The sequence below is a fragment of the Arthrobacter sp. UNCCL28 genome, assembly GCF_900102805.1.
Taxonomy (GTDB): Bacteria; Actinomycetota; Actinomycetes; order Actinomycetales; family Micrococcaceae; genus Arthrobacter; species Arthrobacter nicotinovorans_A.
The window spans coordinates 271,371-290,480 of the sequence record NZ_FMWE01000002.1 but is presented as its reverse complement, the minus strand read 5'-3'; the positions used below and the strand labels follow the sequence as shown (position 1 = coordinate 290,480).

Below are 19,110 nucleotides of genomic sequence, written 5' to 3'. Positions count from 1 at the left end.
GAACATTATCGGCAGGGCTGTGAACAATTCCTGCAGAGCAGGCGGGATAGGCTAGCACCATGACTGTTTTCGCTGTTGAGTACGTATATGTTGCCGATTCAGGCGCACTGCGCGACGAAGCCCGCCCCGCGCACCGCGCCTGGCTCGCTGAACTGGCCGAGGAAGGCACGTTGCTGGCCAGTGGCCCCTACGGTGACGGCGCCGGCGCCCTCCTGATCTTCAAGTCAGTGGACGAGGCCGGCCTCAACGATCTCCTCAAGCAGGATCCGTTTGCCGAAGCAGGCGTGATTGCCGGCATCCGCAGCACCGAGTGGTCCCCCATCATCGGCGTCCTGGCTGCCCACGCGTCCTGACAGGCCGCTACCACCATTACGATCCACCCCAACCCAAGGAGTCCACGTGACCTCGGTCAGCCTGGGAATGCCAGCAGCCCCACCCCCCGTCCTTGCCCCACGTCGTAAGACACGGCAGATCAAGGTTGGGTCCGTCGGAGTTGGTTCTGACTCACCCATCAGTGTTCAGTCCATGACCACCACGCCCACCACGGACATCAATGCCACCCTTCAGCAGATTGCCGAACTGACGGCATCAGGGTGCGATATTGTGCGCGTGGCGTGCCCTTCGGCGGATGATGCTGAGGCGCTGCCCATCATCGCCCGGAAGTCCCAGATCCCCGTGATCGCGGACATCCACTTCCAGCCGAAGTACGTCTTTGCCGCCATTGAGGCCGGATGCGCTGCTGTTCGGGTGAACCCGGGCAACATCCGCAAGTTCGATGACCAGGTCAAGGAAATTGCGGCAGCAGCCCGGGACCACGGCACCTCCATCCGTATTGGCGTCAACGCCGGCTCCCTGGAGCCGGGCATCATGAAGAAGTACGGCAAGGCAACGCCGGAAGCGCTGGTGGAGTCCGCTGTCTGGGAAGCTTCCTTGTTCGAAGAGCACGGTTTCCACGACTTCAAGATCTCCGTCAAGCACAATGACCCCGTCATCATGGTGGCTGCCTACGAAATGCTGGCTGAGAAGGGCGACTGGCCCTTGCACCTCGGCGTGACCGAGGCCGGGCCGGCGTTCCAGGGAACCATTAAGTCCGCAACGGCTTTCGGTGCCCTCCTGTCCCGGGGGATCGGTGACACTATTCGTGTTTCCCTGTCGGCGCCGCCGGTGGAGGAGATCAAGGTGGGCAACCAGATCCTGCAGTCGCTCAACCTCCGCCCCCGCAAGCTGGAAATTGTCTCCTGCCCGTCCTGTGGCCGTGCGCAGGTTGATGTGTACACGCTGGCGGAACAGGTGACGGCCGGACTGGAAGGCATGGAGATTCCGCTCCGCGTGGCCGTCATGGGCTGCGTCGTCAATGGGCCCGGTGAGGCCCGTGAAGCAGACCTCGGTGTGGCCTCCGGAAACGGCAAGGGCCAGATTTTCGTGAAGGGTGAAGTCATTAAGACTGTGCCTGAGAGCGAAATTGTTGAGACACTGATCGAAGAGGCCATGCGCATCGCCGAAGAGATGGGGGAGGCCGATGGCGAAGATGCTGTCAAGGGTAGCCCCGTGGTTAGCGTCTCGTAACGAGAACGGCTTGGGAGTCAGGGTGCTCGGCAATGCCGACACCCTGGCTCTTCGCGCGCTGGCAAGCGAAGACGTAGTAGCCAACGTGTTCATCCTTGCCCATTTGGACAGCACGGGAACGGCTGCGCCCACCAGTGGCGGTGCCAGTATTTTTGGTGTGTTTGACGACCAAACGCTCTTGGGCGCCTGCTGGGCCGGAGCCAACCTGGTTCCCGTCCAGTTGGATCCCGCCCTGGCAGGTTATGCAGCGACCGCTGCCCACCAAACCGGTCGCCGGTACGCTTCCATTTTCGGCCCCGCAGACACCGTGCTCGCGCTTTATTCACGTTTCGAACAATTGGGCCACTCTGCCCACGAGATCCGTGCATGCCAGCCGCTCCTGACCATGTCGGGACGGCCGGCGATCGGTGCCAATCCGGACCTGGCATTTGGCACCATGGAGGACTTCGACCGTATCCTGCCGGCGTGCGCCGCGATGTTCGAGGAAGAAGTTGGCTATTCTCCCTTCCTCGGTGGCCAGGAGTTCTACAGCAGGCGGGTTGCCGGATTGATCCGCCAAGGGCATTCCCTGGTGCACATTGATGCTCACGGAACTGTGGTCTTCAAAGCTGAACTCGGCGCCGTCACAGCCGATGTCACGCAGGTACAGGGTGTGTGGATGAATCCCGAATTACGTGGACACGGCCAGAGCTCCGGTTACATGGCCGCCGTCGTGAATCTTTCCAAGACTTTTGCCCCCGTGACGAGCCTGTACGTCAACGACTACAACGCCAAGGCCCGCGCCACCTATGAGCGGGTGGGCTTCGAGCAAGTGGGCACTTTCGCCACTGTCCTTTTCTGAGGCGTCCGCCCTCTGCCCACTCACATCAGCCGTCCCCACCTCTGCATAGCCTTGTGGAGGAGTCCAAGGGACCGGTGAGGTAGCGCTGGAGGGTGGGTGCCACCAAGCGCACCACGTCCTCGGGATCGGCGGAGGCCAAGGGTTCGAGCCGTATTACGTAACGGACCAGCATGAGCCCCACAACCTGCGTGGCCACCAGATTCCCCCGCAGCCGCAATTCCGCGGACGGTCCCGGCATGCCGGCCATGATGCGCGACAATATTGTCCGCTCCACCATTCCGCGCAGCAATGCGGTCTTCGACGTCGAGCCGATGGTTCCACGGACGAAAGCGACCAATCCGTGCTGTGCGGGGCTTTCCCACAGCCGGAGCACCGCCCTGGCAATTGCCTCGGCCCTCGCCGCAGGGTCCATGGTTTCGACGTCGGCCAGCACCTCGGCCGGGTCGGCGGGCAATTCTACGCAGGCGGCAAAAAGCTCGTCTTTACCGCCGAAAAAGTGGTGCACCATGGCCGGGTCAACCGATGCTTCACGGGCCACCTGACGGAGGCTGGTCCCATCGAATCCTTGCTCGGCGAACAACTTCCGCGCCGCAGCAAGGATGCCCTCCCTTGAGTGGTCACCGGCGCTTCGGCGCCCCCGCCGTGCGTGGGGCAGGTTCATCGGGTCTGCCTGCGCAACGTCAACGAGGCCAGGACGAGGACACCCACCACGATCCCGCCCATCACCGCGGCGTCTTGCCACATCGCCGCAGTCGCTTCGGTGTTACCGGCAATTTCCTTTAGCGCGTCTACGGAAAACGTCAGCGGCAGGACCCCTGAGATCCGTTCCAGGACCTGGTTCATGTCCTCACGGGCTACGAACAAGCCGCAGAGCAGGATCTGCGGGACCACTACTACGGGCATGAACTGCACTGCTTGGAACTCGGTGCGGGCAAAGGCCGAACACAGCAGGCCCAGGGCTACGCCGAGCACGGCGTTGATGACGGCGATCAACACCACGAATCCCGGACTCCCCTTGATGTCGAGGTTGAAGATCCAGTAAGCCACAGCCGTTGCCACGACGGACTGCAGCGCGGCCATGATGGAGAAGGCAACTGCATAGCCGAAGAGGAGGTCGGCCTTGTGGATGGGAGTGGTCAGCAGCCTCTCCAACGTTCCGGAGGTCCGTTCGCGGAGCATGGTGATGGAGGTGACCAGGAACATCACCACGAACGGAAAGATGGCGAGCATCATCAGCCCCACGCGGTCGAAGGTGCGTGGAAACCCCGGTGGCAGGTTTTCGTTTTCGAAGAGGAAGTAGACGGCTGCGAGCAACAGCGCGGGGACCACGAGGATGAGGGCGACGCTGCGGTGATCGTGCCGCAGCTGTCCAAGGACGCGGGCGGCCGTGGCAAAGGTTATGCGGGGGTTCATGAGGCCACCGGACTTTCTTCCTGGCCGCGGTCAGCGGCTTTGATGATGGTCAGGAATGCCCGTTCCAGATCGCTGTTGTGGCCGCGTTCAGCCAGTTCAGCGGGAGTGAGTTGGGCCAGGAGCAAGCCCTCGCGCAGCAGGAGCAGTGAGGAGCAATGTGAGGCTTCTTCCATGACATGGCTGGAGACGACCAACGTTGTACCGGAGGCCGCCATTGCCGCGAAGCGCTCCCAAAGTTCGGCCCGCAATACGGGATCAAGGCCCACCGTGGGCTCGTCCAGGATCAACAGCCGGGGATGTGCCACCAGTGCGCAGGCGAGGGATACGCGGCTGAACTGCCCGCCCGAGAGGTCCGCGGCCTTGCGCCGCGCCAGGGATGTGAGCCCGACGGCGGCAATCGCCCCGGCAGCATCCGCCGCTGTTGCGTTGTGCATGGCGCCGAAGTACCGGACATTGGCTTCGACGCTCAGGTCCGCATAGACGCTGGCACCCTGGGTGACGTATCCGACGTCGTGCCTGAGCGCGGGACTGCCGGCAGGCAGCCCGAGGACCGACAGGGTACCGCGCGTCGTCTTTTGCACACCGACGATGGCCCGCATCAGGGTGGTTTTGCCGCTGCCGGAGGGGCCGAGCAGGCCCGTGATCCGTCCGGATCCGACCGAGAAGTCGAGGCCGTGGAGAATGGGGGTCCGCCCACGCGAGACGTGGAGGCCACTGGCAGTGATGGCTGTCGTAAGCGGCGGCATGCGGGCCTCCCGTAGGCTCCAGAAATTCACCAACTGATGAATTAACGGTAAATCCGCTGCCCGGGGCCAGTCAATGGTGGCTCGACCGGATGGCCGCATCCTTGAAAATGTGTCCGCGATCACATAGGTTCTACCCAAGCCGTGTCGTTGGGGTGCGGGTGGCAGAGGGGGACTCATGAACATGACCTTGACGGGCGTCCTTGGCGCCCAAGCCGCCCGTGAGCTCGGCAGTGACCCATGCTTCCCAGCCGCAGTTGATCCCGTTCCGCTGGAGGGAACGGCGATCTAGTCCCAGGACAGAGTCTGCGGCCGGCCGGCCGTTGAGCCACGCCATCGCAGGATGACCAGCCCGTCGCGGCCAGGGGCTTCCACATGCGAGGGCGTGGCTCTTCTGTGTGTGGGCAGCCGGTAGATTAGTAGACAGTTGTTTTTGCCACATCTGCCATAGAAACGGATACGTACCCGTGGTCCTTCGCCTTTCCCAGTTATTCCTGCGCACCCTGCGTGAAGATCCCGTTGACGCCGAGGTCGCCAGCCACAAGCTCCTGGTCCGTGCCGGCTACATCCGCCGCGCCGCTCCCGGCATTTACACGTGGCTGCCGCTGGGACTGAGCGTCCTGCGGAAGGTCGAAGAGATCATCCGCCAGGAAATGGCCGCCATTGGTGCCCAGGAGGTCCACTTCCCGGCGCTGCTGCCCCGTGAGCCCTACGAAGCCACCAACCGCTGGACCGAGTACGGCGAAGGCCTTTTCCGTCTCCAGGACCGCAAGGGCGCTGATTACCTCCTGGCGCCGACGCACGAGGAAATGTTCACGCTCCTGGTGAAGGACCTGTACTCCTCGTACAAGGATCTGCCGCTGAGCCTTTACCAGATCCAGAACAAGTACCGCGATGAAGCCCGCCCGCGGGCAGGGCTCCTCCGCGGCCGCGAGTTCATCATGAAGGACTCCTACTCGTTCGACATCGACGACGCCGGCCTGGATGCAAGCTACGCCGCCCACCGCGGCGCGTACCTGAAGATCTTCGCCCGCCTCGGCCTGGAAGTCATCCCCGTAGCCGCCACCGCAGGCGCCATGGGTGGATCCAAGAGCGAAGAGTTCCTGTTCCCCACCGAGATCGGCGAGGACACGTTCGTGCGCTCTGCCGGGGGTTACTACGCCAACGTCGAGGCCGTGACCACCGTGGTTCCCCAGGAGATCGACTTCAGCAACGCTCCGGCCGCCGAAGTACTGGACACTCCGAACACGCCGACCATCGATACCTTGGTGGAGGCTGCCAACCAGTTGGCTCCCCGCAGCGGGTCCGACGCCGGCGCCTGGACTGCCGCCGACACGCTTAAGAACGTTGTCCTTGCCGTGACGCTTCCCACGGGTGAGCGCCAGATCGTAGTGATCGGCGTTCCCGGTGACCGCGGGGTGGACCTCAAACGCGTGGAAGCCAACATTGGCTCCCACCTGCCCGTTGCCGGTGAAATCGGCCTTGAAGCTGCCAACGAAGAGGACCTCAAGAGGCTGCCGTGGCTGGTCAAGGGCTACATCGGCCCCGGACTGTCCCTGGACGAGCCCGTCCTTGGCCTGGAAGGTACCTCGAAGGTGTTGTTCCTGGTGGACCCCCGCGTGGTTTCCGGTACCAGCTGGATCACCGGTGCCAACGCTGATGGCAAGCACGTCTTCGGGCTTGTCGCCGGACGCGACTTCACCTGGGACGGCGTCATCGAGAGTACCGAAGTCCGTGCCGGTGACCCCGCCCCGGACGGATCCGGTCCGCTGGAGACCGCCCGCGGCATCGAAATGGGCCACATCTTCCAGCTTGGCCGCAAGTATGCCGCCGCGCTGGACTTGAAGGTGTTGGACCAGAACGGCAAGCAGCAGGTAGTCACCATGGGTTCCTACGGCGTCGGTGTCACCCGTGCCGTGGCCGCCTTGGCTGAAGCCAACCACGACGACCGGGGTCTGGTGTGGCCGCGCTCCGTGGCTCCGGCAGACGTCCATGTGGTGGCCGTCGGCCGTGGGGATGAGATCTTCGACGCCGCTGAAAAGCTCTCCGCCGAGCTCGAAGCTGCCGGCCTGGATGTCATTTTCGATGACCGTCCCAAGGTCTCTCCCGGCGTGAAGTTCGGCGACGCCGAACTCGTTGGCGTGCCCACCATCCTGGCCGTTGGCCGGGGACTGGTGGACGGTGTTGTGGAAGTCAAGGACCGCCGCAGCGGCGAAGCGGAGAACATCGCGGTGGACAAGGCCGTGGATTACGTGGTCAACGCCGTACGAAACCGGTGATTTCCGGCTTCGAATCAATCCAGCTCACCACTCTCATCCTGATTGTGGTGGCTGGATTCGCCGCCGGCTGGGTGGATGCCGTGGTAGGGGGCGGGGGACTGATTCAGCTCCCCGCCCTGCTGCTGGTTCCAGGCATCACGCCGGTTCAGGCTTTGGCCACCAATAAGATGGGGTCGATTTTCGGCACCACTACCAGCGCCGCGACGTACTACCGGCGTGTGGGACCGGACCTCAAGACGGCTGTGCCCATGGCGGTCATCGCGTTGGCGGGAAGCTTCGGCGGAGCCATCCTGGCTGCATCGCTGCCGGCCAGCGTGTTCAAGCCCATCATCGTGGTGGCATTGATCGCCGTCGCCGTTTTCACAGCATTGCGACCCAGTGCCGGTGAGCTGACTGCCCTCAGGCACGACGGCCATAAGCACTACGTCGTAGCCTGCCTCATCGGTGCCGTAATTGGCTTCTACGACGGCCTCATTGGCCCCGGCACCGGCTCTTTCCTGGTGATCGCCCTGGTTTCGGCCATGGGCTACGCCTTCCTCGAAGCCAGTGCCAAGGCCAAGATCGTCAATATGGCCACCAACGCCGGCGCGCTGATCTTCTTTCTTCCCCACGGCTCTTTGCTATGGGGCGTGGGGCTTGTCCTGGGCCTTGCCAACATGGCAGGTGGCTATCTTGGCGCCCGCACCGCCGTAGCCCGGGGCAGCGGTTTTGTGCGCGTTGTGTTCCTGATCGTCGTGGCGGCGTTGATCATCAAGCTCGGCATGGACGTCTGGAATGAGAACTTCGCCGCCTGATTCCCGCGTCAGATAAATGTTCCGCTGGCGTTGGCCAGCGACTTCAAACCGCGGACGACGGCGTGGGGAACCAAGGCGCTCGACGCCGGGTTGCCGGGGGATGCCTCGTTGGTGACGCAGATATCGAACGTACCCAGGCTGGTTTCGGCAACCACATGGTGGGCGGTCCGGTGTGCGGCAGGATCCGCAATGAGGACCGCCTCCACCACGTCCCAGCTGCCTGCTGCCAGGGCGAGCGCGGAGACCACATTGGTGGATTTGGGGAAGGCCTTGATCAGTTCGGCCGGTCCGCCCCGCAGAAGCTCCAATGGGCCGGTAGTTCCAAGGAGCCGTTCCTTGGTCCCGCCGTCCATCCAGGGCTGCACCAAGGCTGCGGGAAGTTTCCGCGATTCCAAGGTGATGCGGTGGATGGTTCCTCCTGCGCGGGCGGCCGTGATGGCGTCCAGTCCGCCCAGGGCGCCGGTGGTGAGGAAAGTCCGGCCGGGACCTCCCTCCAGCAGGGTGGTACGCAGCACGGGTTCGCATAATGCACCGATCGAAGTTACCAGCAGGTCTTTGCCGGCCCTGATGGCGCGTGGTCCGAACTCGGCAACTGCGGCGACGCCTGCGCATTCGACCACCACATCAGCGGACTCCAGAGCGTCGGCGAAACTGAAGCCGGTACCTGCATCGCCGTGGGGAACCACTCCGGTGAGGCTGACGCCAGGGGCGGTCCCGGCGTCTAGCAGTTCGGCGATGCGCGAGCCGATGGCCCCGGATCCGATCAGTGCAACTCCAAGTGCCATGGCCTAGTCCGCGGAGGCGCCGGGATCAGGGAGATCATGGGGCTTGGGGAGGTCGCCGAGGGTTTTGCCGGTGAGAGTACTTGCGACCCACAGGGAACGGGCAAGGTCTCCGAAGTGGCGCGGGCTGGACGCATATCCGAGGGCGTTCTCCACCTCCCGGGCAACACTCCACTGCCGGGCGGCCTCCGGATCCAGCCCGGCAGCGACGCTGAAGTCGTGGCAGCGCTCCCTCAAAGCCTCTTGCGGAGCGGTGCGGGAGAGGTCCTGGATCCGGTTCCACAGAACCGGTGCGACGGCGAACTCGGCCTCGCCGATCTGTGGCTGCGGATCTATGGCCAGGTAATCGCCACGCGATGCCCGGTTTTCCGCGGGGACAGCAAGGATGTTCATGAAGTGAAGATCAGTGTGGACCAGCACATCCGTGCCGGAACGACGACCCACGGCGCCGCGGGTCTGGCACACTTCCAAGGCAGCTTCAAGGAGCCATCGTGGGAAGGGACGGTCCAGGCGTTCCCATTCCGCCGGCAGCTCATCGGTCCACCGCTCGGCTGTTGCGGCCACATGGTCAAACGCCCGCCATTCAAGGCGTTCGTCGGGTTGGATGGAGAGTTGTCTCATGACCGCGCTCCAGGCGTCCCGCGCGTGGTCCATGGGAGCGTCCTGGAGCCAGCCGGAGGCGTCCAGCCGTTCAAGGAGCAGGGAGCAACTGGACGCATCTGCTGCCACCAGGTCCACTGCGCCGTGGCCATCCCAGAGCGCCAGGGCGTGGCGTTCCACCTGTGCCTCGTCATGCGGGAACGCGATCTTCAGGGCCAGCGGCACGCCGTCCCGAAGGACAGGAACCACCAAGGCCCCATGGCCGTTCCAGGGTTCGGAGCCGGGTGCGAGGTCTACTGAGAGATTCCACCGGTCCAAGGCGCCGGCGACGAGCCCCGGAAGGCTGGCCAGCCAGTCACGCCCCGCGGAGTCGCGGTTGTACCGGGCGTGGAGGTCGCCCGGAATCGGAATGATCGCGTGAAGGGTCACGCGATCAGCCTAACTCTGCGGGCTGGCCGCGGACCCTAGAAAACGCCGCTGGCGCCCAAGAGGGTTCCAATGGAGAACGTGGCAGCCAGGGCAAGGGCGCCGCCAAGCACCACCCGGAAGGCCGCACGGAACCGGGGAGCGCCACCAATCCATGCGCCGACTACTCCTGTGATCGCCAACGCCAGCAGTACGGCCGCAAATGTCAGCGGCACCCGCAACTCCGGCGGGGGCAGGAGGATGGCCAGCAGTGGCAGTATGGCTCCCAACGTGAACGCCACCGCAGAAGCCAAAGCCGCGTTCCATGGACTCACGATGTCGTCCTGGTGGATGTTCAATTCCGCCGAAAGGTGGGCGGCCAGGGCGTCGTGTTCAGTCAGTTCTTCGGCTACCGTCCGTGCTGTCTTCGCACTGAGCCCCTTGGATTCGTAGATGGCGGCCAGCTCGTTGAGTTCGTCCTCGGGCTGCTCGGCCAGTTCCCTGCGTTCCTTCTCGATCAGGGCCTTCTGGGTATCACTCTGGCTGCTGACTGAGACGTATTCACCCAAAGCCATGGAAATGGCACCGCCCACCAGGCCGGCAGCGCCGGCGGCAAGGATGTTGCCGGTGTTGGTGGAGGCGCCGGCCACGCCTACCACGATCGCGGCAACGGACACGATCCCGTCATTGGCGCCCAGGACCCCGGCCCGCAACCAGTTCAACCGGTGCGCCAGGTCATCCCGGTGGGGTTCGTTCTCGTGCACGGTGGCGGTGTCGGTGGAAGCCATGCTCCAAGCCAAGCACCGGGGGAGGACGTTGGCCAGCATGGATAGGCTGGCCTATCCGGCCCGGCTGGGAACGTCCTTACTGGTGCCGGGCGTGTTGGTGCCGGGCGTGGTGGTGCTGGGCGTGCTGGTGGCGGGCGTGCTGGTGCTGGGCGTGTTGGTGCCGGCGGTGGTGGTGCCAGCCGTGCTGGTGCTGGAAGCCGGACCCGACGCCGGACCGGGCGCGGGCAGCGGCGGCAAGTCCCCGGCGTCGAGCGCCAGCCCGGGCAAGGCCGGAACATCCGCGCCCCATCCCAGGCTCCTGCGGGCAGCGGCCAGGAGCCCGTCCACGGCCCATGTACGGGTTTCAGCCGTGGAGAGTGCAACGAGGTCGCCAAGCACCGGAAGCGCCGAGGTTTCCAACGCTGCCAACGCGCTGGCGGGGTCCTTGGTGAACTGTCCCGGAAGCCTGTAGCCGGCTTCGGTGGCTGGTACGTCCCCGCAGTTGGCGCGGGTCAGCGCCTCCACTTGCTGGAGCAACACTTCGTGGTCTGCAAGGGCTTTGACGGCGGTGCGGGCGGCTGCGGCGTCCAGCCGTTTCAGGGCCACCTGGTAGGCGTAGACGGCTTCCTGGTGCATGCGGACTGTGGCTGCCAGGGCTGTATCTGTAGTAGCGGACTCCGGCTCCGGTGTTGGGCTTGCCGAGGGGCAGGACGCGGCGGGCGGTGTGGCTGGGGGCGGTGTTGCTGCAGGCGGTGTTGCTGCAGGGGTTTGCGATGCCGGTGGCGTGGGGACCGGCAATTCCCAAGCGCCGGCCAGCTTTTCAGCTTCCAGCACTTGTGCGGATCCGACGGCGGCGAGAAGCCGCGCGATGCCGCCGTCGGACTCGCGGGCATCGGCCAGGCGCTGCGTGCCGCTGGCGCCCAGCTCGGCAATGAAGGCGGCACGGGTGCTGGAACCGGCTGTGGCCTGCGGTGAAACAGGAGGTCCGGTGGGAGTGGCTTCCGGGACCACCAGGAGGGCCTGAGCCTGGGTTGTCAGCAATGTCACAGCGTCCGCGAGGGCCGCCCGCGACGCATCCGGAGCGCCTTGTGGAGGCAACGCGGCCGCGGTTTCACGAAGCCGCAGGGTGTCCTCCAAAGCTCTGGCTCGGGCCGTTTCAGAGATGGGAACCACCGGGGGAGTGCCGGAATCACGCGGAATAAGCACGATTCCGGTCCCTGCCACGAGCAACGCCACCAGGGCAATAAGCAGCACCCGGCCCCAGGGCGGTGTTCGTCGTTTTTCGCTTGTCTCCCCATTCACAACAGACCATGGTGTCACGTGGGCGGCGAAGTCCGTGCACCATGTTCCCGGGAAAATCGTTAGGCTAGTAGTCACAACAACATCTATCGGGAGGCGGCGGGCAACGTGAGTGACTCGGAAGCCACGACTTCAACACACCGTTCTGAATCGAACTCAACGGCCACCATCCACAACCCGGAAGAAAGCAGGCTCAAAGCCCTGCTTGAACCGGCTGTCCTTGCCAGCAGGCTCTACCTCGAGGATGTTTCCATCCACGTTGCCGGTTCCCACCGCACTGTCCACGTCGTCGTGGACTTGCCGCAGGAACAAACCGGCGGTGTCAGCCTTGACGCCATTGCAGAGGTCTCGCGCGGACTGTCCGACATCCTGGACAACGATCCCCACGATGACGGACGCCCGTATGACCTCGAGGTTTCTTCTCCGGGCGTCAGCCGCCCGCTGACCGAACCGCGGCACTGGCACCGGGCCCGCGGACGCATGGTCCGGGTCAACGTGATCCAGGGGGAGAACCTGCTGGGACGCATCGCCTCCGTGGAGGACGACGGCGTGACGCTGATCCCTGAGCATGAAGTCAAGAAGGGCATGAAGCCCAAGCAGGGCGACCCCATCACTATTCCTTTCGACAGGATCCGCCAAGGAAAAGTCGAGATTGAATTCAGCCACCTCCACGAGGCTGCGCTGGAAGACGAGCACAACGGACCTTCTGAGGAGGCCTAATGGATATTGACATGAGCGCACTGAGACTCCTGGAGCGTGAGCGTGAAATCCCGCTGGATCTCCTGATTCCCACCATCGAGCAAGCTTTGCTGGTGGCGTACCACAAGACGCCCGGCGCCTTCGAGAAGGCGCGCGCGGAGTTGGACCGCAAGAGCGGCCACGTGACCATCTGGGCCACTGAGATCGACGACGACGGCGAGCCCATCGGCGAGTTCGAGGACACCCCGGCCGGGTTTGGCCGCATCGCGGCCAGCACGGCACGCCAGATCATCCTCCAGCGTCTTCGCGACGTGGAGGACGACAACGTGCTAGGCGAGTTCAAGGGACGTGAAGGCGAGCTCGTGGCCGGCATGATCCAGCAGGGCAACAACCCGCACATGATCCAGGTCAACCTCGGATCGGTGGAGGCACTGCTGCCGCCGCCCGAGCAGGTCCCCGGAGAGAAGTACCTCCACGGAAGCCGCCTGCGTGCCTTCGTGGTGGATGTCCACCGCGGTGCCAAGGGTCCTTCCATCACGCTTTCCCGCTCGCACCCCGGGCTGGTCCGCAAGTTGTTCGAAATGGAAGTTCCGGAAATCGCCGACCACTCCGTGGAGATCGTTGCCCTGGCACGTGAAGCCGGCCACCGTACAAAGATCGCGGTCAAGGCCAATGCGCCCGGCATCAACGCCAAGGGTGCATGCATCGGCGAAATGGGTTCGCGGGTCCGGGCCGTCATGACTGAACTGAATGACGAAAAGATCGACATCGTTGACTTCAGTGACGACCCCGCAACCTTTATTGCCAACTCGTTGTCGCCCTCACGGGTGAATTCGGTCACTATCACTGACGAGGCAACCCGCTCGGCCCGTGTAGTGGTTCCCGATTACCAGCTTTCACTGGCCATCGGCAAGGAAGGCCAGAACGCCCGGCTCGCGGCAAAGCTGACCGGCTGGCGCATCGACATCATCTCCGACGCCGCTCCGGTAAAGGTCGACTAGCGCCCTGGCCGGCGGCTGATGCCGCCGGTTCCGCGCCGCGCTTGCGGTGCCCTTGGTTTCGGGAGACCGGCGGCTGGGGGCTAGAATAGATGGAACCGGGCTTACCTCCGGTATCCGCGCGCTTTGGCGTGCCCCAGCTGCATGTGCAGCAATGGGGCAAGCCGGGCGCCAGTAACGTAAGGCAGGTTGGACACGTCGTGGCTGAACTGCTTGAACACGGCCACGGGCCTGTTCGTACGTGCATCGGATGCCGGAAGCAAGGCTCCCGGTCCGAGCTTGTCCGGCTCGTCGCCCAAGGCAGCGGTTCGTCCGCTGTCCTGGTGGATGAACGACGCCGGATGGCTGGCAGGGGTGCTTGGCTGCACCCCAGCGAAAAGTGCTTGGCATTGGCGATCAAGCGGCGTGCTTTCGGAAGGGCCCTTGCGGGCGCTGCCGAAACGGACGCCGTCGAACGTTACCTGATGCGCGGCACGCCACTTGTGGAGGCCCAGGCCACCACGGGAAAACCGTCCAAACCTGAAAGCGGGTCAGAAAACTGATGGAAACCCGATGAGTTCCCAGCGATGAGTGCGTAACGATGACAACTTTGTTGCGCTCTGCAATGGGCCTTTCAATCGCGCAAGCGGCGAAGGCCCGCAGTAAGAAGTAGACGGTTCGTGCCTGGCTCGGTGCGGACCGAGACAGGAGAAATGTGGCCAAGGTCCGCGTACATGAGCTCGCCAAAGAGCTCGGTATCACTTCCAAAGATGCAGTAACCAAACTGCAGGAATTGGGCGAATTCGTTCGCTCCGCCTCGTCAACCATCGAGGCCCCCGTCGTGAAGAAGCTTCGCGACGCCTACCCGGGTGCCGGTGCCGCCAAGGCCGCCGCCCCCGCAGCCGCTCCGGCGGCCAACCGTCCCGCAGCATCCCGTCCGGCAGCTCCGGCTCCGGGTCCCGCAGCGCCGAAGGCTCCGGCCCCCGCACCTGCAGCCCCGGCTCCGGCAGCTCCCGCTCCGGCAGCACCTGCGGCCCCCGCAGCTTCGGCTCCGGCGGCACCTGCTGCTCCCGCGGCGTCCACTCCGGTTTCGGCCAAGCCCGGCGCCCGTCCTGCCCCCAAGGCAGAGACCCCGGCTCCGGCACGTCAAGGTGGCCAGGCTCCGCGTCCCGGCGGTCCCCGTCCGGGCAACAACCCGTTTGCTACCTCGCAGGGCATGCCCCGCGGCCGTGGCGGCGACGGAGATCGTCCGCCGCGTCCGGGCAACAACCCCTTCGCTCCGTCGCAGGGCATGCCCCGCGGCGAACGCCGCAACGACGGTGAACGTCCCGGTGGTCCGCGTCCCGCGGCCGGCGCAGGCGGACCCCGTCCCGCAGCAGGTACAGGCGGCCCCCGTCCGGGCGCACCGCGTCCCGGCGCACCCCGTCCGGGCGCACCGCGTCCCGCCGGTGGTCCCGGTGCTGGAAACCGTCCTACCCCGGGCATGATGCCCAACCGCACTGAGCGTCCGGCTCCCGGTGGCGCAGGCCGTCCGGGTGGCGCAGGCCGTCCCGGTGGCGGACCCGGTCGTCCCGGTGGCGCACCTGGTGCAGGTACCGGTGGCGGTGCTCCCGCCGGCGGTGGCTTCGGCAAGGGTGGCCGCGGTCGCGGTGGCACCCAGGGTGCCTTCGGCAAGGGCGGCGCCGGTCGTGGCAAGCAGCGCAAGTCGAAGCGTGCAAAGCGCCAGGAACTGGAGCAGATGAGTGCTCCGTCGCTGGGCGGCGTATCAGTACCCCGCGGCGATGGCGAGACCATCATCCGCCTGCGTCGTGGCTCGTCCATCACGGACTTCGCCGAGAAGATTGACGCGAACCCGGCTTCGCTGGTGACCGTGCTGTTCCACCTTGGTGAAATGGCGACGGCTACCCAGTCCTTGGATGAGGACACCTTTGGCCTGCTTGGCGCCGAACTCGGCTACAAGCTCCAGGTTGTTTCCCCCGAGGACGAAGAGCGCGAGCTGCTGGACCAGTTCGACATCAACATCCAGGACGAACTCGACGCCGAAGGCGACGACGTCCTTGAGGCCCGCGCACCGGTTGTCACCGTCATGGGCCACGTCGACCACGGTAAGACCCGCCTGCTGGACGCCATCCGCAACTCGAACGTTGTGGCCGGCGAGCACGGTGGTATCACCCAGCACATCGGTGCTTACCAGATCAGCCACGTCCACGAGGGCACGGCCCGCGACATCACCTTCATTGACACCCCCGGTCACGAGGCCTTCACGGCCATGCGTGCACGTGGTGCCAAGGTCACCGATATTGCGATCCTGGTTGTCGCAGCCGACGACGGCGTTATGCCGCAGACGGTGGAAGCACTCAACCACGCCCAGGCAGCAAACGTGCCGATCGTCGTCGCAGTGAACAAGATCGACAAGGAAGGCGCCAACCCTGACAAGGTCAAGGGCCAGCTGACCGAGTACGGACTGGTTCCGGAAGAATACGGTGGCGACACCATGTTCGTTGAGGTCTCTGCACGCCAGAACCTCAACATCGACGAACTGATCGACGCTGTCCTGCTGACGGCCGATGCCGCACTGGATCTGCGCGCCAACCCGGACAAGGACGCTCGAGGCATTGCCATCGAAGCGAACCTGGACAAGGGCCGCGGTGCTGTTGCTACCGTCCTGGTCCAGTCCGGAACCCTGGCTGTGGGCGACACGATCGTGGCCGGTACGGCTCACGGCCGCGTCCGCGCCATGTTCGACGAGAACGGCGAGGCACTCGATGTCGCGCTGCCGTCCCGCCCGGTCCAGGTCCTCGGCCTGTCCAACGTGCCGCGTGCAGGTGACACCTTCCTGGTGACCCCGGACGAGCGTACGGCCCGCCAGATCGCTGAGAAGCGTGAAGCTGCCGACCGCAACGCCGCACTGGCCAAGCGTCGCAAGCGCATCAGCCTGGAAGACTTCGACCAGGCCGTTGCCGAAGGCAAGATCGATACCCTCAACCTCATCCTCAAGGGTGACGTGTCCGGTGCCGTGGAAGCCCTCGAAGACGCCTTGCTCAAGATCGACGTCGGAGACGACGACGTTCAGCTCCGTGTCATCCACCGCGGTGTGGGTGCCATTACGCAGAACGACGTCAACCTGGCAACGGTGGACAACGCCATCATCATCGGCTTCAACGTCAAGCCGGCCGAGCGTGTTGCTGAACTTGCTGACCGTGAAGGCGTGGACATGCGCTTCTACTCGGTCATCTACGCAGCAATCGATGACATTGAGATGGCTCTCAAGGGCATGCTCAAGCCGGAATACGAAGAAGTCCAGCTCGGTACTGCCGAGGTCCGCGAAGTCTTCCGTTCTTCCAAGTTCGGCAACATCGCAGGCTCGATCGTCCGCACGGGCATCATCCGCCGTAACACCAAGGCACGTGTCAGCCGCGACGGCAAGGTCATCGGTGACAACCTCACCGTTGAGACGCTCAAGCGCTTCAAGGATGACGCCACCGAAGTCCGTACCGACTTCGAGTGTGGTATCGGTCTTGGCTCCTTCAACGACATCACTGAAGGCGACATCATCGAGACCTTCGAAATGCGCGAGAAGCCGCGCGTCTAGGTTCCGTTTGGAGCGGGTCCGTCGGGTAGCCCCGGCGGACCCGTTCCGTCCCCGTTTCTACTTTCCAGGAGGAAGTCATGGCTGATCCCGCACGCGCTGCCAAACTGGCACAGCGGATTAAGGTCGTCGTCGCTGAGGCCCTCGGTCGCAGGGTCAAGGACCCGCGCGTCGAGTCCATCACGGTCACCGACGCCCGCGTCACCAATGACCTTCAGCATGCCACCATCTACTACACCGTCTTCGGTGATGAGGTAGCCCAGGCTGATGCTGCCCGCGCCTTGGAGAAGGCAAAGGGTGTGCTTCGGCAGGAAGTCGGCCGCAACATCACCGTCCGGCTGACGCCGACGCTTGAGTTTGTAGCGGACCAGATTCCGGTCAACGCCTCGAACCTTGAGGAGTTGCTCCGCGAAGCCAAGCGTCGCGACGCCGAGGTGGCGGCACTCGCTGCCAGCGCCAAGCACGCCGGCGAGGCCGACCCCTACAAGGGCGACGCCCCTGAGGACATCGATGAGGACGATTTCGACGAAGAGGACACTGATCTCTCCGGCGACAAAGAACTCGACGAAGACGCCAACCGCTAAAGCCTTAGGGTTTTTGTGCAGCCGATGCCCCCAAGAAGACTTCTTGGGGGCATCTGTTGTCTTAAAACTCGTTAGGATCGGAGCATGTCGGCGCACAGTGCTCAGCAACGTGATGAATACCTGAACCGCGCAATCAGGCTGGCGGTGAAGAACGTCGCCGACGGCGGTGGTCCTTTCGGCGCCGTCGTGGTCACCGCGGACGGCACCGTCCATGAGGGGGTCAACCGGGTTACCCGCGATCACGACCCCACCGCCCACGCCGAAGTCGTGGCGATCCGCCGGGCAGCGGCTGCAACGCAGCGGTTCGACCTCACGGGGTCTGTTCTCTACGCCAGCTGCGAGCCTTGCCCTCTGTGCTTGTCCGCCACTCTCTGGGCCAGGATCGGCCATGTCTACTTCGCCGCGGACAGGCATGGTGCCGCACGGGCAGGTTTCGATGACGCTGTGTTCTATGAATACTTCGCCGGCACCAGGCCTGGGCTGCTGCCGGTAGAGCACGCGGAGTTGCCAGCGTCAGGTGACCCCTTCGACGCCTGGCTGAACCACTCCCGCCGAACAGCGTACTGAGCCCCGGTGCCCTGAACCCACCGGAAACTAGACCCTGCGCGGGAGCCGGCTGACGCCGTCGAGCAGGTCCTGTTGCCCGCCGCAGAGGGCGATGCGGATCCACCCTTCACCGATGGAGCCGAACGCCGTTCCCGGCGCGAAAGACACGCCTGATTCCGCGAGGAAGGCACGTACCCAGGTCCTGACGTCGCCGCCACTGACGTGGGAGACGTCTGCCCACAAATAAAACGCCCCCTGTGCTCCCAGAAACGGGATTCCCTTGGCTGAGAGCACAGCGGAGGCTGCATCGCGGTTGCTCCGGTAATGGTCGCGTGCGTGGGAAACGTAATCCTGGGGACCAGTGAGCGCAGCCAAGGCGGCGTACTGGGAGGGCGAAGCCACGCAGGAGACGATCGACTCCATGACGTTGTTCATCTTCTGCTCCAGCCCGGGCGGGCAGACCAACGCCCCGATCCGCAGGCCTGTCAGGCCGTACGTCTTGGACAGCGTCAAGGAAGTGAAAACGCGGGCTTCGCCGGTGATGTCGCTGTCAAAACGGGCAGGACTGACATGCGGGACATCGAAGGTGAAGGCTTCATAGCACTCGTCCGAAATGATCCAGAGGTCGTGCCGGACAGCCAGCTCCACCAGCTGGCGCGTGGTCTCTTCGCTGATGACCGCGCCCAGGGGATTGGACGGAGAGTTCAGCATGATGACGCGCGTCCGTGGCGTAATGAGGGCTTCAATGTCCTCGATGTGTGGCTGGAAGTCATTCTGTGGATACAGCGGGTACTCCACCGGCACGGCGTGCAGGAGGCGGCTGGTCATGGCGAACGTGGGGTAGCCGGGATTAGGGATGAGGATCTCGTCCCCGGGAGCGAGGAGAAGGCTCATGGCGAAGTGCAGGCCCTGCTGGGCGCCATCGACCACATAGACCCGCTCCGGACCGATGTCCACGCCTTGCTGCTCCCGGAAGCGGGCTGCGAAGGCTGCGCGGAGTGCGGGAATTCCGGCGTTCGGTGTGTAATTGGTCTCGTCCCTGTCCAGGCAGGCAATGCCGGCGTCCAAAACGTGCCGGGGGAGTGCAAAGCCCGGTTCTCCAATACTGAGGACGATCGCTCCGGGGGTGGACCAGGCGGCTTCGGTGATCTCGCGGATCTGGTTCACGGGGACGTCGCGGACGTGCGGGGCAAGCTCAGGCATGGGAGCCATCCTAGCCACCCATA

Annotated in this window: 19 protein-coding genes; 11 read left to right on the top strand and 8 right to left on the bottom strand. The window is 64.5% G+C overall.

From position 1 onward, the window contains the following. Positions 1–59: 59 nt before the first annotated feature. The 3 genes from BLQ01_RS06005 to BLQ01_RS05995 are packed head-to-tail and all read left to right on the top strand — an operon-like array spanning position 60 to position 2,407. Entirely contained in the window at positions 60–353 is a 294-nt protein-coding gene (locus tag BLQ01_RS06005) for a YciI family protein (protein ID WP_026541528.1), read from the top strand. A 46-nt stretch (positions 354–399) separates the two neighbouring features. Continuing rightward, positions 400–1,566 (top strand): flavodoxin-dependent (E)-4-hydroxy-3-methylbut-2-enyl-diphosphate synthase, encoded by a 1,167-nt coding sequence (ispG, locus tag BLQ01_RS06000; protein WP_011774258.1) that lies wholly within the window; start codon positions 400–402, stop codon positions 1,564–1,566. Beyond that, positions 1,529–2,407, top strand: a complete 879-nt coding sequence (locus tag BLQ01_RS05995; RefSeq protein ID WP_026547305.1) for a GNAT family N-acetyltransferase — start codon at positions 1,529–1,531, stop codon at positions 2,405–2,407. Before ispG ends, BLQ01_RS05995 begins: the two co-directional genes overlap by 38 nt. A 25-nt stretch (positions 2,408–2,432) precedes the next feature. Here BLQ01_RS05995 and BLQ01_RS05990 read toward each other — a convergent pair whose 3' ends face one another. Genes BLQ01_RS05990 through BLQ01_RS05980 form a run of 3 tightly spaced genes read right to left on the bottom strand, consistent with a single transcriptional unit; the run spans position 2,433 to position 4,566 of the window. Beyond that, positions 2,433–3,068 carry a TetR/AcrR family transcriptional regulator gene (locus BLQ01_RS05990; RefSeq protein ID WP_091550606.1) on the bottom strand — a complete coding sequence of 212 codons (636 nt, stop codon included), beginning with the start codon at positions 3,066–3,068 and terminating at the stop codon, positions 2,433–2,435. Further along, positions 3,065–3,820 (bottom strand): ABC transporter permease, encoded by a 756-nt coding sequence (locus BLQ01_RS05985; protein ID WP_175493360.1) that lies wholly within the window; start codon positions 3,818–3,820, stop codon positions 3,065–3,067. Before BLQ01_RS05985 ends, BLQ01_RS05990 begins: the two co-directional genes overlap by 4 nt. Further along, on the bottom strand, positions 3,817–4,566 hold the full coding sequence (locus BLQ01_RS05980) for an ABC transporter ATP-binding protein (protein ID WP_091550604.1): 750 nt from the start codon (positions 4,564–4,566) through the stop codon (positions 3,817–3,819). Before BLQ01_RS05980 ends, BLQ01_RS05985 begins: the two co-directional genes overlap by 4 nt. 464 nt (positions 4,567–5,030) lie before the next feature. Here BLQ01_RS05980 and BLQ01_RS05975 point away from each other — a divergent pair, with 464 nt between their 5' ends. Beyond that, entirely contained in the window at positions 5,031–6,842 is a 1,812-nt protein-coding gene (locus BLQ01_RS05975; protein ID WP_091550602.1) for a proline--tRNA ligase, read from the top strand. Beyond that, complete coding sequence (locus tag BLQ01_RS05970) at positions 6,839–7,636, top strand: sulfite exporter TauE/SafE family protein (RefSeq protein WP_091550601.1); 798 nt, start codon at positions 6,839–6,841, stop codon at positions 7,634–7,636. Before BLQ01_RS05975 ends, BLQ01_RS05970 begins: the two co-directional genes overlap by 4 nt. A gap of 8 nt (positions 7,637–7,644) precedes the next feature. On the opposite strand, the gene BLQ01_RS05965 is transcribed toward BLQ01_RS05970, so the two are convergent. From BLQ01_RS05965 to BLQ01_RS05950, 4 genes are read right to left on the bottom strand one after another with little or no spacing between them, the layout of a single operon-like run. Next, a complete protein-coding gene (locus BLQ01_RS05965; protein ID WP_091550599.1) occupies positions 7,645–8,421 on the bottom strand; it encodes an aspartate dehydrogenase domain-containing protein in 777 nt (258 codons plus the stop codon). 3 nt (positions 8,422–8,424) lie between these two features. Continuing rightward, positions 8,425–9,447 (bottom strand): aminoglycoside phosphotransferase family protein, encoded by a 1,023-nt coding sequence (locus tag BLQ01_RS05960; protein ID WP_091550597.1) that lies wholly within the window; start codon positions 9,445–9,447, stop codon positions 8,425–8,427. Between the two features lie 35 nt (positions 9,448–9,482). Beyond that, a complete protein-coding gene (locus tag BLQ01_RS05955) occupies positions 9,483–10,211 on the bottom strand; it encodes a VIT1/CCC1 transporter family protein (protein ID WP_026541537.1) in 729 nt (242 codons plus the stop codon). A 51-nt stretch (positions 10,212–10,262) separates the two neighbouring features. Beyond that, positions 10,263–11,567 (bottom strand): ferritin-like domain-containing protein, encoded by a 1,305-nt coding sequence (locus BLQ01_RS05950; protein WP_091550596.1) that lies wholly within the window; start codon positions 11,565–11,567, stop codon positions 10,263–10,265. Positions 11,568–11,597: 30 nt separating this feature from the next. Here BLQ01_RS05950 and rimP point away from each other — a divergent pair, with 30 nt between their 5' ends. The 6 genes from rimP to BLQ01_RS05920 all read left to right on the top strand — a co-directional run bounded on the left by rimP (position 11,598) and on the right by BLQ01_RS05920 (position 17,905). Then, entirely contained in the window at positions 11,598–12,209 is a 612-nt protein-coding gene (rimP, locus tag BLQ01_RS05945; protein WP_026541538.1) for a ribosome maturation factor RimP, read from the top strand. Further along, on the top strand, positions 12,209–13,189 hold the full coding sequence (gene nusA / locus BLQ01_RS05940; protein WP_026541539.1) for a transcription termination factor NusA: 981 nt from the start codon (positions 12,209–12,211) through the stop codon (positions 13,187–13,189). Before rimP ends, nusA begins: the two co-directional genes overlap by 1 nt. A gap of 197 nt (positions 13,190–13,386) precedes the next feature. Beyond that, entirely contained in the window at positions 13,387–13,728 is a 342-nt protein-coding gene (locus BLQ01_RS05935) for a YlxR family protein (protein WP_223945063.1), read from the top strand. A 152-nt stretch (positions 13,729–13,880) separates the two neighbouring features. After that, on the top strand, positions 13,881–16,757 hold the full coding sequence (infB, locus tag BLQ01_RS05930; RefSeq protein WP_026541541.1) for a translation initiation factor IF-2: 2,877 nt from the start codon (positions 13,881–13,883) through the stop codon (positions 16,755–16,757). Positions 16,758–16,834: 77 nt separating this feature from the next. Next, positions 16,835–17,338: a 30S ribosome-binding factor RbfA gene (gene rbfA / locus BLQ01_RS05925; RefSeq protein WP_091550594.1), complete on the top strand. Its 504-nt coding sequence runs from the start codon at positions 16,835–16,837 to the stop codon at positions 17,336–17,338. 84 nt (positions 17,339–17,422) lie between these two features. Next, entirely contained in the window at positions 17,423–17,905 is a 483-nt protein-coding gene (locus BLQ01_RS05920) for a nucleoside deaminase (protein ID WP_091550593.1), read from the top strand. A gap of 27 nt (positions 17,906–17,932) precedes the next feature. Here the strand turns inward: BLQ01_RS05920 and BLQ01_RS05915 are convergent, their stop codons facing one another. Beyond that, positions 17,933–19,087: a pyridoxal phosphate-dependent aminotransferase gene (locus tag BLQ01_RS05915; protein WP_175493359.1), complete on the bottom strand. Its 1,155-nt coding sequence runs from the start codon at positions 19,085–19,087 to the stop codon at positions 17,933–17,935. Positions 19,088–19,110: the final 23 nt, after the last annotated feature.